Raw genomic sequence first — 14,978 nt, 5'->3', positions numbered from 1 at the left:
AGCAACTAGAACCTAAACCTTACCCCTACCCCAAATCTGCAATTTAACACCGCATCCCATTAAAGCATCACCGCAGCGGGGGACTGTCCCCCGCCGCTTTAATGCGTTAAAGTTCATCAACTAGTTTTTCGGCGGCGCGGCGATACAGATTGCTGATGTTCACCAATGAGGCGATAAGGAGTGTTTTTTCGAGTAGTTCATCGCTACCAGCCACTTCTTCCTTCACTTCATCCAATCTTTTTGGTAATGCTTCTTTAAAGTCCTCGACTGCCAACTTATATAGACTGCTATAACTCCGGTAAAAAACCTCAAGGTCCATCTCTCCAGATACAGCCTGCTCATTGATTCCATCAAGCGTCGTTTTAATATCGCTAATTGAAAGTGAACCCTTTAATTGATAGATTAAACTTATCAAGATAAGATGTTCCTTGGAATATTTTTTATTTTTAATCGGAAAAAATAATTTACCTTTTGCATAATTATTAATCATCGTTTTCGTTAAGATTTTATCATCCTTATCTCGCTTTGTACTTTCAAATTTACTCTCAAAAAGCTGAATGACCTGATCCATATACAAATCAATATTTGGAATATCATCAATTTCAATATTCTGTCCAAGCCCCATTTTTTCCACGAGTTTATTAAGGTTGTCCATGGTTTTTACCTCGAATCACATAGTTTCATATACATTATAGCTTATTTTTTGTACAAACTAAACATTGACTACGTAGCATAATCATAATATTATAATAAGTAGTTATGAATACTACATAACATATAACACAACAAACCATAATATACTCACTTTACACAAATAAGGAGGAAGTGCTATGCAAACTTATATTCGTGAACCAATCAATGGGCTCACTCATCTATCTGGTGCAATTCTATCATTTATTGCCCTTCTGGCTTTAGTTATTAAAGCCTCATTGAAGACTGGTTCTCCATTAGCGATTACTGCTGTCACGATTTTTGGAATTAGTATGATTTTACTTTACGCAGCCTCAGCAACTTACCATATGGTTATTGCAAGAGATAAGGTGATTGCCTTCCTCAGACGCTTAGATCACTCGATGATTTTTATCCTTATCGCCGGCACCTATACGCCATTTTGTTTAATCTCACTAAATGGCGTGACTGGCTGGGTATTGTTTGGGATTATAGCGAGTGCAGCCGTTTCTGGCGTTATTTTCAAAATGGTCTGGTTTCACTGTCCGCGCTGGTTGTCAACAGCACTCTACCTTATTATGGGCTGGATGGTGATCTTCGTTATTTCGCCGCTTGCCGGAAGCATAGACTCAACAGGACTAATTTTATTAGTCATCGGCGGACTGATGTACACAATCGGCGGCGTGATTTATGCGACAAAACCTAAATTTCTGCAATCCAAATATATGGGTTTCCACGAGATATTTCATATCTTCATCATGCTCGGAAGCCTTGCCCATTTTCTGTCAATCTACTTATATGTTATTTAAAAAAGGAGCCCAACCTCGGCTCCTTTTTCTTCGTAAAAAATTGAGTCATCCAACCCACTTAATCCTCATCCTTAATATCCAAATCCTCCGGAATCGGTTCACTCAATATTTCTTCAACTAAATGTTTGTACTTCTCTAATTGTTTAAAATGAGTATTAAATTGCTCTTTATAAATTAAATACTGTTCACCATCAAATAACGTCCGAATCTTTTTCTGTTGAATTAGCTTCTTCACCTTGTCTTCTGGCACATCTAAATATTCTGCAGTTTCTGCTATTGTTAAGTACATATTAATCCATCCTACCTATCTCTTATAATTGCTATCTTCGTCTCGCCTTACGAAAACCATCAAAAGCGTTAATTCCACCAAATAATACAAACATGAGTATTACACCACTAATGACCCTATTTGTAAATTGTTCTACGGTAATCGAAAATAAATCTGCCATATATGACGTAAAATCAGGTTGGAACAAATTTGGATTGATGATAACGACAATAGTAATAACCGTTGCTATAATCTCATATATCGTGTTAAAAATAGCTAAGTTCAAGGACCACTGCCCTTTAATTAGCTTGAACAAAGCTAAAACAATTTCCAATCCTATTACCAAAACGACAAACGGCCAATAGGAGAGTAAAACCTCTTGATTTAATGCGGGAGTTACAAATTCAAGTCCATTGCCCTCGTTTACATATATACCCAAAAGCTGATTAGCATTAAAATAAACCGTTGCCCAAATTGCAGTCCAAATTAAGCTGAAATACACTTCACCTTTTGGAATTAACCTTTTCTTAGGAATATACGTTACATTTTTTAAATCATCAGGAGTCCACTTCGTATAATTCATGGTTAATGGCTCCGAATCCTTTCCTTTATCACAGCGTTCGATAATCGCAAAGGTAAACGTTAACCAGAAAGCAACCTGTATACCTACTTCAATTAATATCCCTATTCCTTCAGAAAAGACCTTAATGATAATGCTTAATATTGCTTCTTCTCCATTATAGCTAAACAAATGGCTCGCAATCATTGAAATTGCCGCGATGACACCGGCAATGGGTAAAATCAATTTCAACAACGATACATATAAGTCGAAGTAACGAGGACCAATTAAATGCATCGGTCGGTCTAGGTATCCACTTGCTAATGATGCTGGATTCCCTAATTTCTCCAGCACCTTTTTCACGTCTTCTTCAGTGAAATCATCTGAAAGCATATCTTCGATAGTAGATCTTAATTCAAGGGCAATGTCCTCACGATTTTTTTCAGGTAACCTTCTGGTAACTTCTTGGATATATATCTCAATTAAATCCATCATCGTCCTCCCCTTTTAATAAACCATAAAGTTCTTTTGAATTTTTTAGCCATTCAGCTTTTAACTTTAAAAAGATCTCCACTCCGTAATCACTCAGAACATAATACTTTCTCGGTCTACTTTCAGACGTATCCCAACTGCTCGTTACTAATTCTTGTTTCTCTAGACGTCGCAGTAAGGGATATAAAGTACTTTGTTCCATCGAAACTCCTGAATCTTCCAATAGCTGAACCAACGAATACCCATACTGTGGTGTACGCAATTGACTTAAAACGGCTAACGTTAGTGTTCCTCTCCTAAGCTCTGTAATTAATGAATCGAGTAATGTACTCATTCACCCACCTCGAATTCCTAATAATGTTTCCGATACAATACTGTGTATAATACACTATACGCTTTATACTATGTATCATACACTATTGTTGTAACCAAATCCAATCAAAACATATTATTTTTCTATTTCCCTTTGACAAAATAAAAAAATCCCTATCTCCTGTCATAAAGAGATAAGGGATTTTTTTACTATTTTCATATCTTCGGATTTCAAACTAAATCAAGCTTCGCAACTGCCTCACAGTGCATCGTCTGCGGGAACATATCAACTGGCTGCACTTCAAGCGTCTTGTAGCCACCGTCCTCTAATATCCGCAAATCACGAGCGAGCGTCGCTGGATTACAGGACACATAAACAACCCGCTTCAGCTTCATCGCGATAATCGTCTCTAACAGCGCCGCGTCACAGCCCTTTCGCGGCGGATCAACAACGAGCACATCGGCACTTATCCCTTGTTTATACCAATCAGGAATCACCTTTTCAGCTGCTCCAACTGCGAATTCAGCATTCTCAATTCCATTTAACTGAGCGTTCCGCTTAGCATCCTCAATCGCTTCAGGAACGATTTCAACACCATAAACCTTACGGGCCTGCTTGGCTAAAAATAACGATATTGTCCCGATTCCACAATAAGCATCGATGACTGTTTCAGCACCGCTCAAACCAGCATATTCTAGCGCTTTATCATATAAAACCTTTGTTTGCTCAGGGTTGACCTGATAAAAAGACCGCGCAGAAATTGCAAATTTTATCTCGCCAATATAATCATGGATGACCTCCTGACCCCATAGCACAACCGTTTCCTCACCCATAATCACATTGGTTTTATTCGAATTTACATTCAGCACCAAAGATGTCAAACCATCAACCTGCTCTGCGATAGCTTCGACTAGCTTATTCCGATTTGGCAAATCACGCGTTTTTGTCACCAACACGACCATCACTTCACCCGTTACCAAACCGTAACGGACCATAATATGGCGCAGCATACCTTTATGTGCGACCTCATCATAGGCGCGAATTCCGTGACGGCTACAAATCTCCTTCACCACTCGGACAACCTCATCATTCTTCTCTTGCTGAATTAAACATGTCTCCATATTAATAATCTGATGAGTCCGGCGCTGATAAAATCCACCAATCAGTCCGCCCTCGTACTCACCGATTGGCACCTGTGATTTATTGCGATAATTCCAGGGTTCCTCCATTCCCAATACAGGGTGAACCACAACATCACGAAGCTTGCCAATTCGCAGCAACACCTCGCGAACCTGTTTCCCCTTCGCCAGCAACTGCCCCTCATAGCTAAGATGCTGAAGCTGACAGCCGCCGCATTCTTTATAGATGGCACAAGGCGCTTCGACGCGGTAAGGACTTTTCTCGTAAAGCTCCATCAAGCGACCGAATCCGAACCCTTTACCGACCTTCGTTACCTTCACTAATGCTTTTTCACCCGGGAGGCCCCCCGCAACAAACAATGGATAGCCGTCAACCTTAGCTACGCCAGCGCCTTCATGGGTTAAATCCTCAAATTCAACCACAACAGATTCATTCTTTTGTACCGGTATCGTTTTACTCATGCTTTTCTTCCTTCCAATTTAAAGTGAGTCCGACTCCGCCATCGCTCTCACTTTTTCACGAACCTCTTCAATATTTCGCATTTTATTATTCCAACATTCTTGACTTAAATCAACAGGATATTCCTCTGGATTCATCGTCCGCTTATATTCATCCCAGAGCATCTCCAGATTCTTCTGCAAATAAGTGCGCGCATCCTCTAGATATGGAATATCATAAACAAGCTTACCATTCACATAAATATCCTCATGCAAATCCTTTGCGGTAAAATTCGTGACAAACTTACTAATATACGTATGGGTTGGATGGAACATTTTTAACCGCGGTTGATCCTGAGGATTCCCCTCTGACTCGAGCGTGATATAATCCCCTTCAGCATGATGATTGATATTGTTAATAATCCGGTAAACCTTCTTAATCCCTGGTGTTGTCACTTTCTCCGGATTAGAGGAGACTTTAATCGTATCTTGCATGATACCCTGGTCGTCCTCAATTGCAACAATTTTATAAACCGCACCAAGGGCTGCTTGATCAAAAGCCGTAATCAGCTTTGTTCCAACTCCCCAGCTATCAATTTTTGCACCTTGAGCGTTTAAACTCATAATCGTATATTCATCCAAATCGCTTGAAGCAAAAATTTTCGTATCAGTAAAGCCCGCATCATCCAACTGCTTCCGAGCTTTTTTTGATAAAAATGCCAAGTCACCACTATCGATTCGAATCGCAGCAAAATGGATTGAATCGCCAAGCTCCTTCGCTACTTTTATCGCATTCGGAACACCAAGTCGTAATGTATCATATGTATCAACTAAGAAAACACATTCCTTATGGGTCACTGCATATTTGTGAAAGGCAATGTACTCATCCCGATACGCTTGAACCATCGAATGAGCATGCGTTCCTGCCACTGGGATCCCAAACAGCTTTCCGGCACGAACATTGCTCGTTGCATCAAACCCTGCTAAATAAGTAGCACGTGTGCCCCAAATAGCGGCGTCCATTTCCTGAGCTCGTCTCGTTCCGAATTCAAGTGCGACACCCTCACCAATCACCTGTTTTATCCGTGATGCTTTCGTGGCAATTAGGGTTTGATAGTTAATAATATTTAACAGCGCTGTTTCTAAAAGTTGTGCTTCAGCTAAAGGCGCCTCCACTCGAAGAATGGGTTCATTGCCAAATACCAACTCTCCTTCGCGCATCGCTCGAATCTTCCCTGTAAAGCGGAGCTCTTTTAAATAATCGAGAAAGTCTGGTTGATAGCCACACTCCTCCCGCAAGTAAGTCAAATCCGTTTCGGTAAACCCAAAATCCTCTATGTATTTTATTGCCCGTTCTAGACCGGCAAACACCGCATATCCATTTCCGAAAGGGAGCTTGCGAAAATATAAATCAAAGACCGCCTTGCGATTGTGCACTCCATCACGCCAATAAGTTTCAACCATATTTATTTGATACAAATCAGTATGGAGAGTAAAGCTGTCATCTTGATAATTGCGTTTCATAACACATTTTCCCCCTGATCATCTCAACTTTTTCCAACAGTATGTCCCATTAGGTAAAAAAGTATCGATTTCGTCTATATTTTAGTTATCCCTTCAATATTACATTTTTTTCTTGAAAAAATAAAAATAAAAGAAAGTTCGCTCCAATAATTAGAGCGAACTCCTTTTAGCCATTTTGGACCGGACTTTCCCAGCGATCAGGACGATCCTCGGGACGAATTTCTTCAAGAGGCACGAATACTTCTAAATGACGATATAAATTTTCAAATTCAGCAGGTAATAAGCCACCAAATTCTCCGTCCAGGTTTAACTGAACAATTTCATTGGATTGTACCTTAATCCGATTTGCCTTCGTATAGATTACATGCGGATCATTAACGTGTTCACCGCGGACTGCTAGTGATGCAATTCTAATGAAATCAGCCAAATTCGCCTTTTTCATGATAATTAACGTGAATAACCCGTCATTAATCGATGAGTCTGGAGAGAGCTTTTCAAATCCCCCAACCGAATTGGTCAATCCGACAAGGAACAGCATAACTTCTCCTTCAAACATCTTTCCGTCATACTCAATGCTTACTTCTGAAGCTTTGATTGATGGCAGCATTTCCATCCCTTTTAAGTAGTAAGCAAGTTGCCCAAGCATTGTCTTCAGTCTGCTAGGAACCTCATAAGTTAATTCCGTTATTCTACCCCCACCGGCAATGTTGATAAAATAACGATCATTCATTCTTCCGATATCAACAGGGATCGTATCACCCTTCACAATAATATCTGTTGCTGCTAAAATATCACGAGATATATGGAGGGCTCGGGCAAAATCATTCGTTGTTCCAACCGGTATAATACCAAGTTTTGGCCGATACGATTGCTCCGCCAAACCATTGACTACTTCATTGATCGTTCCATCTCCACCTGCGGCAATAACTAAATCATAGCGACGTTCTACTGCAACTCTTGCCGCAAACGTAGCATCGCCAGCACCAGTTGTCGCATGACAGGAGGTTTCATAGCCGGCAATTTCAAGTCTTTGTAATACTTCTGGCAAATGTTTTTTAAAGATTTCACGCCCAGAAGTAGGATTATAAATAATCCTAGCTCGTTTCATATCCATCATCCTATAACAAATAGTTTCATTAATATATCATCTGACACTTTACCATCAATTAACATAATCTCTTCATGCCATTTCGTCAAGTACTATATAGATAAAAATGCAACTAGAGTTATTTTGCTGCAACCCCTGTCACATTAACCAAATAAACAATTTCTATGAAAATAGCTGATGGACCTCAGCATCCACCAGCTATTTTCTCTTAGCGCTTATTAATCTCTTCCACCAATAGCTTGTTAACCAATTGTGGATTGGCTTGTCCTTTTGTTGCTTTCATGATTTGACCAACAAGGAAGCCAACTGCTTTTTGTTTACCATCTTTAAAATCAGCAATTGATTGCGGATTGTTATCCAATACTTCGCCGATAATTTTTAACAGGGCACCCTCATCAGAAATTTGCACAAGTCCTTTTGCTTTAACGATTTCCTCTGCATTGCCACCGTTTTCTATTAATTCTTTAAATACTGTTTTTGCGATTTTTGAAGAGATGGTACCATCAACAATCAACTTGATTAAACCAGCTAAGCCATCTGGCGTTAAAGCGACTTCATGAAGTTCCTTTGCTTCAGCCTTTAAGTAGGCAGAAACCTCACCCATGATCCAGTTCGACGCTTGCTTGGCATCCGCTCCAGCCGCAACTGTAGCATCAAAGAAATCTGACATTTCCTTTGTTACAGTCAATACTTGAGCATCATATTCCGGCAATCCCAATTCTTCTGTATAGCGCTTAAACCGTGCATCTGGAAGCTCAGGAATTTCTGCGCGAATGCGCGCCTTCCATTCCTCATCGATATAAATATCTGGTAGGTCAGGCTCTGGGAAATAACGATAATCGTCAGATCCTTCTTTTACACGCATTAACAAAGTTGCTCCAGTTGCTTCGTCGAAACGGCGTGTTTCTTGTTCAATAACACCGCCAGCGGAAACAACTTCACGTTGACGAATTTCTTCGTACTCTAGACCTTTGCGCACGAAGTTGAACGAGTTCAAGTTTTTCAGCTCAGTTTTCGTACCGAACTCTTCTTGGCCAAAAGGACGAATCGAAATATTGGCATCACAACGCAATGATCCTTCTTCCATTTTACAATCAGAAACACCAGTATATTGAATGATTGATTTTAATTTTTCCAAATAAGCATATGCCTCATTTGGAGTGCGGATATCTGGCTCAGATACGATTTCGATTAACGGCGTACCTTGGCGATTATAATCACAAAGTGAATATCCCTTGCCATGGTTTAACTTGCCGGCATCTTCTTCAAGGTGAATACGGGTAATCCCGATGCGTTTCTTATAGCCGTCCACTTCAATGTCAATATAGCCATGCTCTCCAATTGGCTTATCAAATTGGGAAATTTGATAAGCTTTTGGATTATCTGGATAGAAGTAGTTTTTACGGTCAAATTTTGTTTCAGTAGCGATTTGGCAATTAAGCGCCATGCAGGCCTTCATGCCGTAGTCAACAACCTTGCGATTTAAGACCGGTAATACGCCTGGATAGCCTAGATCAATCACACTTGTATTCATATTCGGCTCTGCACCGAAATGGTTCGGACTAGCAGAAAAGATTTTTGAATCTGTTTTTAATTCTACGTGGACTTCAAGTCCTATCACTGTTTCAAATTCCATTGCTTCTCACCCCTTACAGTTCAGGTTTTTGTTTATGAAAATCAGTCGCTTGTTCATAAGCATGTGCGACGCGGTATACTGTTGCTTCATCATAATGCTTTCCGATAATTTGCAACCCTAATGGCAGACCATTTGAAAAGCCGCAAGGAACAGAGATTCCTGGTACTCCTGCAAGGTTAACAGGGATGGTTAAAATATCGTTCGCATACATCGTTAATGGATCTGACGTCTTTTCACCCAATTTAAAGGAAGGAGTTGGCGTAGTTGGTCCAACAATGACATCATATTTTTCAAAGACTTTTTCAAAATCTTGCTTAATTAACGTCCGAACTTTTTGAGCTTTTTTATAATAGGCATCATAGTAACCAGAGCTTAATGCGAAAGTTCCAAGCATAATCCGACGCTTAACCTCGTCGCCAAATCCTTCAGCCCGAGTTTTCTTATACATATCAATTAAATTATCAGCATTTTGCGTACGATAACCGTAACGGACGCCGTCAAAACGTGAAAGGTTAGCCGAAGCCTCAGAAGAAGATAATAAATAATAAGTGGCTAACGCATATTTTGAGTGCGGTAGCGATACTTCTTCCCAAGTTGCACCAAGCTTTTCAAGCACTTTTAATGCTGCTAATACTGATTCACGGACCTCATCTTGTACACCCTCACCAAGATATTCCTTAGGCACAGCAATTTTTAGACCTTTCACATCACCTGTTAATGCTCCAACAAAGTTTGGCACAGATAGATTAGCTGATGTAGAATCCATTGCATCATGACCGGAAATGGCCTGTAATAAATACGCATTATCCTCAACCGTTCTCGTAACCGGTCCGATTTGGTCTAATGATGATGCAAATGCAACTAAGCCAAACCGAGATACGCGGCCGTATGTTGGTTTTAATCCAACAACTCCACAGTATGCTGCCGGCTGACGAATCGAGCCGCCTGTATCAGAGCCCAGTGAAAATAATACTTCACCTGCTGCAACAGATGCAGCTGAACCACCTGAAGATCCACCAGGAACAGTTTCCAAATTCCACGGATTTTTTGTTTTTTGATAACCAGAGTTCTCTGTTGAAGACCCCATCGCAAACTCATCCATGTTCAATTTTCCAATCGTAACGGTTTCAGCAGCATGCAATTTTTGCATAACGGTTGCATCATAGATTGGGTCAAAATTCTCTAAAATTTTACTAGCACAAGTTGTGCGTAGATTTTTGGTTACAATGTTATCCTTAATACCGATTGGCATTCCAAATAACAAGCCCTTAGCTTCGTCCGTACCAAGCTTGCTATCTAAAGCTTTGGCAATCTCCCGAGCGTTTTCTTCATTTAATGTTAAAAAAGCTTGGACTTTATCTTCCACTTCATTGATTCGTTTGAAAGATTGATCCACTAAATCAGAAACAGATAGTTCTTTTTTATGTAGTAATTGATGTAAATCTGCTATTGATTGATCAAATAAACTCATTTTTCTTCCCCTCCTTACTCGATAATAGCCGGCACCTTAATTTGTCCATCTTGGGTCTGTGGTGCGTTTTTCAGTACTTCTTCTCGTGGAAGTCCTGGTTGTGGGATATCTTCACGCAATACATTTTTTAGTTCTAAAACGTGGGAAGTTGGCTCCACATTTTCCGTATCGAGTTCGTTTAATTGTTCAGCAAATGTGATAATCGCATCAAGCTGCTTCGTAAATTTTACCGCCTCTTCTTCAGTGATCGCTAATCGCGCTAAGTGGGCGACATGCTTTACTTGTTCCTCTGAAATTCTTGTCATTTTGTTAGTCACCTCCAAATTTATTCGAACAGTTTCACAATAATAAGATAATATCAAACTTTTTCGCATTAAAGCAACAATGTTTCGGCGTCTGTCCAGATTAATCCATTGCCTATTTTACCACGAAAAACGTCAATAAAAATAGACACTTGCCTATTTGGGAAGTGTCTATTTAGGATTGTTCCTTATTTAAATAGGTTTTTGATTCCTGAAAAGAGCCCTTTATCATTTTCTTCGGCAAGTTCATAATTAATGGCCATTTTACTATCGATGTAAATATCTTCTTTATTAATGGCAGTATTGGCCGCTAACACTAATCCTAACTCGGAATAATAATCTTTGTTGGTAACAATCGTAAATTCCAAATTGGCGGCACTGGCAATTTTGATGTACTTACTCAAATATTGATAATCTAAATGACCGTTTAAAAATAAATGTGCGGAGGCGTTTTCCTTCATTAAGGCTACAACTTGCGGAAATACATCCTTCTCCTTCACCTGTTCCTCCGTTAGAGCAACGATTACACGTTCCCGTAACGAGGTTAAAAATTTCAAGCGTTCGCTCGACTTTGTTTCCATCGCACCATGTATCCCGTGCTGCAAATACTCATCAACCTTTGAACGTTCCAACTCGAATACCCTCCCCTCAACTTACTACTATGTATGTAGCATTCCAAAAAACGTGAAAAATAACACTTTAGTGTAGTGGGGGACAGTCCCCCACCCCTTTAACGCATTAGAGCGATGGGGGACTGTCCCCCATCGCTCTAATACGTTAAAGTCCCACAAACAAAAAAATCCTTCTCTTCGACAACAGAAGAGAAGGCAATATAGGAGAAATATAGGAGTAAAAATCACAAGGTAAAAACTAGATTAACAATTAAGCATTAAGCAAATTACTTAGATGCTTGGAATTGCTCTTCTTCAGTTGAGCCTTTAAGAGCTGTAGTTGAAGAAGTACCACCAGATACGATCATAGAAACGCTATCGAAGTAGCCAGTTCCTACTTCACGTTGGTGACGAGTAGCTGTGTAACCATCTTTTTCAGATGTGAACTCAGCTTGTTGAAGCTCAGAGTATGCAGCCATACCACGATCTTTGTAACCAAGAGCAAGATTGAACATGCTGTGGTTTAATGCATGGAAACCTGCAAGTGTAACGAATTGGAATTTGTAACCCATTTTGCCAAGTTCAACTTGGAATTTAGCAATTGTTTCGTCATCAAGCTTAGCTTTCCAGTTGAATGATGGAGAGCAGTTGTAAGCAAGTAATTTGCCAGGGAATTTCGCATGGATTGCTTCAGCAAATTGACGAGCTTCTTCAAGGTTTGGTTCAGAAGTTTCGCACCAGATCATATCAGCATATGGAGCGTAAGCTAAACCACGAGCGATTGCTTGGTCGATACCAGCTTTAACTCGGTGGAAACCTTCTGGAGTACGTTCGCCTTCGATAAATGGTGCATCGTATGGGTCAACATCGCTAGTGATAAGGTCAGCAGCGTTAGCATCAGTACGAGCGATTAATACAGTTGGAGTTCCCATTACGTCAGCTGCAAGACGAGCAGCGATTAAGTTTTTAACTGCAGTTTGAGTTGGAAGTAATACTTTACCGCCTAAGTGACCACATTTTTTCTCAGAAGAAAGTTGGTCTTCGAAGTGAACGCCAGACGCACCAGCTTCGATCATGCCTTTCATTAGTTCAAATACGTTTAATTGACCACCGAAGCCAGCTTCAGCATCAGCAACGATTGGAGCGAACCAATCGATTGAGTTGTCGCCTTCGCCATGAGTGATTTGGTCAGCACGTTGTAATGCTTGGTTAATACGTTTAACAACAGCAGGAACACTGTTAGCAGGGTATAAGCTTTGGTCAGGGTACATTTGACCAGCAAGGTTAGCATCAGCAGCGACTTGCCATCCGCTTAGGTAGATTGCTTTAAGACCAGCTTTAACTTGTTGAACCGCTTGGTTACCAGTTAATGCACCAAGTGCGTTAACAAAATCTTCTTCGTTTACAAGTTTCCAAAGCTTTTCAGAACCGCGACGAGCTAAAGTGTACTCGATGTCGATTGAACCGCGTAGTTTAATTACTTCCTCTGCAGAATAAGGACGTGTAATCCCTTTCCAGCGTGCGTCTAATTCCCAGCTTTCTTGAAGTTGCTTTACTCTTTCGTTTGTCATGAAATACTTCCTCCCTTTTTTTGAAATACCCCTTTGTTTAGTAAATCCTAGTTAGTTATTAATCTTAAGATTTCATATGCGAATAATATGAAATCTAACAAGACTTGGTCAGAGTGAGTTTGTCGAAAGCTGTAATACACTATGGTATTAGCTGAGCATCCGCTCAATTCTCTCCCAAATAATACAGATCACTGGCTGTCTACTGGTAAAAACACTTATTTATCAATACTTCTGTAGACATTATTGTAAATGTTATAACACAGTAAATCTTTGATCTGTTTGTATTATATAACAGGATTTTTGAAAATGGAACCTATTTTGTTAGATTTTTCTGAATTTATTTTCGACAAATTTTCTTAATTTTTCGACATATTTTACCGAGCAGAATATTATCTACATGAGACAGAATTATTTTGACTAAATACAAAAAATCCAATCCCTACAAGAGATTGGATCCATATTATTAATCTAAAAATCTCAAGAAAAATTTCCAATTAAAACATTTCTGAAGTGGTTTTTGCTTGCATATGGAGCAATAAATAATCTGGGCCACCAGCTTTTGAATCCGTACCAGACATGTTAAATCCACCAAATGGTTGATAACCAACGATTGCCCCGGTACATCCTCTGTTAAAGTACAGATTACCGACATAGAAATCCTCTCGAGCCCGTTCGAGATGCTCACGATTTTTTGTAATCACCGCTCCAGTTAAGCCGTATTCAGTATGATTACCCAATTCAATTGCTTCTTCAAACGTCCCTGCCTTTGAGAAACCAACTACTGGCCCAAAGATTTCCTCTTGCATCAATCTTGCCTGTGGGTCAAGATCAGCAAAAACAGTTGGTTGAACAAAATAGCCTTTTGAAAGGTCCACTGTCCCACCTGCAACTAACTTACCTTCCTGCTTCCCTATTTCAATATATTCGATAATTTTGTTATAAGCATTCTCATCAATAACCGGTCCCATAAAGGTTGTCTCCTCAACCGGATCACCAACCGCCAATTGCTTTGTCAATTCAACTACACGTTTTAAAACCTGGTCATATACAGCTTCCACAACAATAACCCTGGAACAGGCTGAACACTTTTGCCCGGCGAAGCCAAAGCTACTTGCTACTATCGACTGCGCTGCCAATTCCAAATCCGCCTCACTATCGACGACAATCGTATCTTTACCGCCCATTTCAGCAATAACCCGTTTCAGCCAAATTTGCCCATCCGTAACTTTCGAGGCACGTTCATAAATACGCAATCCGACATCACGGGAGCCAGTAAAGCTAATAAAGCGAGTATCCTTATGTTCGACTAAATAATCACCTATCTCTGCCCCGCTGCCTGGAACAAAGTTCAACACCCCAGGAGGTAGTCCCGCTTCTTCCATCACCTCAACAAATTTAGCTGCGACAATTGGGGTAGCAGAAGCCGGCTTCAACAGCACTGTGTTACCTGCTACGATTGCCGCAACTGTCGTTCCAGCCATAATCGCAAGCGGGAAGTTCCATGGTGAAATAATGATTCCTACCCCCAAAGGAATATAGTCATAACGGTTAAATTCATTCGGACGACTCTGTACCGGGGCACCATCTTTTATCCGCAGCATTTGTCGTCCATAATATTCAAGAAAATCAATGGCTTCCGCGGTATCAGCATCCGCTTCTCGCCAAGGCTTTCCAGCTTCTTTCGTCAATAACGCTGAAAATTCAGCTTTACGACGCCGTAAAATGGTCGCAGCTTTAAACAATACATCAGCCCGCATTTCTGGCTTTGATTTTCGCCATGTTTTAAATGCTAAAACCGCTGCCTGCATTGCCTGTTCTGCATGGTCACGATTTGCCTTTGATACCGTACCAATAATCTCCTGTTTATTTGCAGGATTGTAAGATACGATTTTCGCTTCTGTTGAAATTCTCACACCACCGATAATTAAGTCGTAATCCCGTCCTAGATAGCTTTCGACTGTTTGCAATCCCTGAAGATATTCATTTCGGTTTTTCTCATCAGTAAAATCTGTGAAAGGCTCGTGTTTGTAAGGTTGTACCATTTTACCGCCTCCTATCGCTGATTTCC

At 40.3% G+C, this 14,978-nt stretch carries 14 protein-coding genes; 1 reads left to right on the top strand and 13 read right to left on the bottom strand.

The window, feature by feature from the left end; all coding sequences use genetic code 11:
- Positions 1–106 precede the first annotated feature (106 nt).
- A complete protein-coding gene (locus HHO41_RS05085) occupies positions 107–655 on the bottom strand; it encodes a DUF1836 domain-containing protein (protein ID WP_169096141.1) in 549 nt (182 codons plus the stop codon).
- A gap of 175 nt (positions 656–830) precedes the next feature.
- Between HHO41_RS05085 and trhA the strand changes: the two genes are divergently transcribed.
- On the top strand, positions 831–1,478 hold the full coding sequence (gene trhA, locus HHO41_RS05080; RefSeq protein WP_169096139.1) for a PAQR family membrane homeostasis protein TrhA: 648 nt from the start codon (positions 831–833) through the stop codon (positions 1,476–1,478).
- A 58-nt stretch (positions 1,479–1,536) separates the two neighbouring features.
- Here trhA and HHO41_RS05075 read toward each other — a convergent pair whose 3' ends face one another.
- The 12 genes from HHO41_RS05075 to pruA all read right to left on the bottom strand — a co-directional run bounded on the left by HHO41_RS05075 (position 1,537) and on the right by pruA (position 14,952).
- Complete coding sequence (locus HHO41_RS05075) at positions 1,537–1,767, bottom strand: excisionase family DNA-binding protein (RefSeq protein ID WP_169096137.1); 231 nt, start codon at positions 1,765–1,767, stop codon at positions 1,537–1,539.
- Positions 1,768–1,798: 31 nt separating this feature from the next.
- Positions 1,799–2,797 (bottom strand): HAAS signaling domain-containing protein, encoded by a 999-nt coding sequence (locus tag HHO41_RS05070; RefSeq protein ID WP_169096454.1) that lies wholly within the window; start codon positions 2,795–2,797, stop codon positions 1,799–1,801.
- The gene (locus HHO41_RS05065; RefSeq protein WP_169096136.1) at positions 2,784–3,131 is read right to left on the bottom strand and encodes a PadR family transcriptional regulator; all 348 of its coding nucleotides are present in this window, start codon (positions 3,129–3,131) and stop codon (positions 2,784–2,786) included. The genes HHO41_RS05070 and HHO41_RS05065 overlap by 14 nt, the downstream gene beginning before the upstream one ends.
- Positions 3,132–3,340: 209 nt before the next feature.
- Complete coding sequence (gene rlmD, locus HHO41_RS05060; protein ID WP_169096134.1) at positions 3,341–4,711, bottom strand: 23S rRNA (uracil(1939)-C(5))-methyltransferase RlmD; 1,371 nt, start codon at positions 4,709–4,711, stop codon at positions 3,341–3,343.
- A gap of 18 nt (positions 4,712–4,729) precedes the next feature.
- On the bottom strand, positions 4,730–6,211 hold the full coding sequence (locus HHO41_RS05055) for a nicotinate phosphoribosyltransferase (RefSeq protein ID WP_169096132.1): 1,482 nt from the start codon (positions 6,209–6,211) through the stop codon (positions 4,730–4,732).
- Positions 6,212–6,377: 166 nt separating this feature from the next.
- Complete coding sequence (locus HHO41_RS05050; RefSeq protein WP_169096130.1) at positions 6,378–7,319, bottom strand: diacylglycerol kinase; 942 nt, start codon at positions 7,317–7,319, stop codon at positions 6,378–6,380.
- A gap of 208 nt (positions 7,320–7,527) precedes the next feature.
- Complete coding sequence (gene gatB, locus HHO41_RS05045) at positions 7,528–8,955, bottom strand: Asp-tRNA(Asn)/Glu-tRNA(Gln) amidotransferase subunit GatB (RefSeq protein WP_169096128.1); 1,428 nt, start codon at positions 8,953–8,955, stop codon at positions 7,528–7,530.
- 13 nt (positions 8,956–8,968) lie between these two features.
- Positions 8,969–10,426: an Asp-tRNA(Asn)/Glu-tRNA(Gln) amidotransferase subunit GatA gene (gatA, locus tag HHO41_RS05040; protein ID WP_169096127.1), complete on the bottom strand. Its 1,458-nt coding sequence runs from the start codon at positions 10,424–10,426 to the stop codon at positions 8,969–8,971.
- A gap of 14 nt (positions 10,427–10,440) precedes the next feature.
- Positions 10,441–10,731, bottom strand: coding sequence for an Asp-tRNA(Asn)/Glu-tRNA(Gln) amidotransferase subunit GatC (gatC, locus tag HHO41_RS05035; RefSeq protein WP_169096125.1), 291 nt, complete (start codon positions 10,729–10,731; stop codon positions 10,441–10,443).
- Between the two features lie 185 nt (positions 10,732–10,916).
- The gene (locus HHO41_RS05030; protein ID WP_169096123.1) at positions 10,917–11,360 is read right to left on the bottom strand and encodes a YueI family protein; all 444 of its coding nucleotides are present in this window, start codon (positions 11,358–11,360) and stop codon (positions 10,917–10,919) included.
- A 266-nt stretch (positions 11,361–11,626) separates the two neighbouring features.
- On the bottom strand, positions 11,627–12,910 hold the full coding sequence (gene aceA / locus HHO41_RS05025) for an isocitrate lyase (protein ID WP_169096121.1): 1,284 nt from the start codon (positions 12,908–12,910) through the stop codon (positions 11,627–11,629).
- A 494-nt stretch (positions 12,911–13,404) separates the two neighbouring features.
- On the bottom strand, positions 13,405–14,952 hold the full coding sequence (pruA, locus tag HHO41_RS05020) for an L-glutamate gamma-semialdehyde dehydrogenase (protein WP_169096119.1): 1,548 nt from the start codon (positions 14,950–14,952) through the stop codon (positions 13,405–13,407).
- Positions 14,953–14,978 lie beyond the last annotated feature (26 nt).

The organism is Bacillus sp. DNRA2 (assembly GCF_012843265.1).
Classification (GTDB): Bacteria; Bacillota; Bacilli; order Bacillales; family Cytobacillaceae; genus Bacillus_BU.
Note: the sequence above shows the minus strand (reverse complement) of the source record. Positions and strands in the feature narration are given on the sequence as shown.

Bases quoted from the DNA above. Each gene is read 5' to 3' on its own strand.
- aceA (WP_169096121.1), bottom strand. From the start codon at position 12,910: ATGACAAACGAAAGAGTAAAGCAACTTCAAGAAAGCTGGGAATTAGAC.
- HHO41_RS05085 (WP_169096141.1), bottom strand. From the start codon at position 655: ATGGACAACCTTAATAAACTCGTGGAAAAAATGGGGCTTGGACAGAAT.
- rlmD (WP_169096134.1), bottom strand. From the start codon at position 4,711: ATGAGTAAAACGATACCGGTACAAAAGAATGAATCTGTTGTGGTTGAA.
- gatA (WP_169096127.1), bottom strand. From the start codon at position 10,426: ATGAGTTTATTTGATCAATCAATAGCAGATTTACATCAATTACTACAT.
- HHO41_RS05070 (WP_169096454.1), bottom strand. From the start codon at position 2,797: ATGGATTTAATTGAGATATATATCCAAGAAGTTACCAGAAGGTTACCT.
- gatC (WP_169096125.1), bottom strand. From the start codon at position 10,731: ATGACAAGAATTTCAGAGGAACAAGTAAAGCATGTCGCCCACTTAGCG.
- trhA (WP_169096139.1), top strand. From the start codon at position 831: ATGCAAACTTATATTCGTGAACCAATCAATGGGCTCACTCATCTATCT.
- HHO41_RS05065 (WP_169096136.1), bottom strand. From the start codon at position 3,131: ATGAGTACATTACTCGATTCATTAATTACAGAGCTTAGGAGAGGAACA.
- gatB (WP_169096128.1), bottom strand. From the start codon at position 8,955: ATGGAATTTGAAACAGTGATAGGACTTGAAGTCCACGTAGAATTAAAA.
- HHO41_RS05075 (WP_169096137.1), bottom strand. From the start codon at position 1,767: ATGTACTTAACAATAGCAGAAACTGCAGAATATTTAGATGTGCCAGAA.
- HHO41_RS05055 (WP_169096132.1), bottom strand. From the start codon at position 6,211: ATGAAACGCAATTATCAAGATGACAGCTTTACTCTCCATACTGATTTG.
- HHO41_RS05050 (WP_169096130.1), bottom strand. From the start codon at position 7,319: ATGAAACGAGCTAGGATTATTTATAATCCTACTTCTGGGCGTGAAATC.
- pruA (WP_169096119.1), bottom strand. From the start codon at position 14,952: ATGGTACAACCTTACAAACACGAGCCTTTCACAGATTTTACTGATGAG.